The sequence below is a fragment of the Streptomyces sp. NPDC059524 genome, assembly GCF_042749255.1.
GTDB classification, from domain to species: Bacteria; Actinomycetota; Actinomycetes; order Streptomycetales; family Streptomycetaceae; genus Streptomyces; species Streptomyces xanthii.
Map to the genome: position 1 here is coordinate 1 of NZ_JBHYTK010000030.1, position 516 is coordinate 516.

Consider the following 516-nt stretch of genomic DNA (forward strand, 5'->3'; position numbering starts at 1 on the left):
ACTTAGATGATCTGCGGAAGATGTGTGCGGGTCGGTTGTTGTTCCGGGGGCGTTGAGCGCACACGTAGGGGCCGGGTTTGGCGCCCGGCCCCTCCTTGTGGGCTTGCTGCGGGGTCAGCTCGCGTGGCTGTCCAGCGGCGACACGATGGTGGCGTGGGAGTCCTGCGGGGCGGTGGTCGCGTGCTGGTCGGCCATCGCCGGGGCCGCGGCGCCGGCGGCGACGCCCGCGACCATCGCGGCGGTGACGAGGATCTTCTTGGCGCGAGTCATTCCAACTCCCTGAGGAAGAGGCGGTCTTCGTACGCCTGCGACGCTAGTGACTGAGGGGGTGCTTGTTCGAGTGACTCGAACGGTTTCCGTCAATCAATGGCCGGATCGGCGGAAGTCCTGGACACGCCTCGGGGGGCGGGGGGGCCCCCCCCCGCCCCCCCCGCCGCGGCCCCGGGGGGGTTCGCGGGGGTTTACGCATGGCCCGCTGGGTGGTTGTGGAGCTGGTGGTTTTGGGCGCCCCCCACC

The 516-nt window shown here is 70.5% G+C and carries 1 protein-coding gene; it reads right to left on the reverse strand.

The window, feature by feature from the left end; genetic code table 11:
- Nucleotides 1-114: 114 nt before the first annotated feature.
- Nucleotides 115-270 carry a hypothetical protein gene (locus ACFW9D_RS11635; RefSeq protein ID WP_384620553.1) on the reverse strand — a complete coding sequence of 52 codons (156 nt, stop codon included), beginning with the start codon at nt 268-270 and terminating at the stop codon, nt 115-117.
- Nucleotides 271-516 lie beyond the last annotated feature (246 nt).

Excerpts from the sequence above, each read along its gene's own strand:
- ACFW9D_RS11635 (WP_384620553.1), bottom strand. The coding sequence starts at position 270 with ATGACTCGCGCCAAGAAGATCCTCGTCACCGCCGCGATGGTCGCGGGC.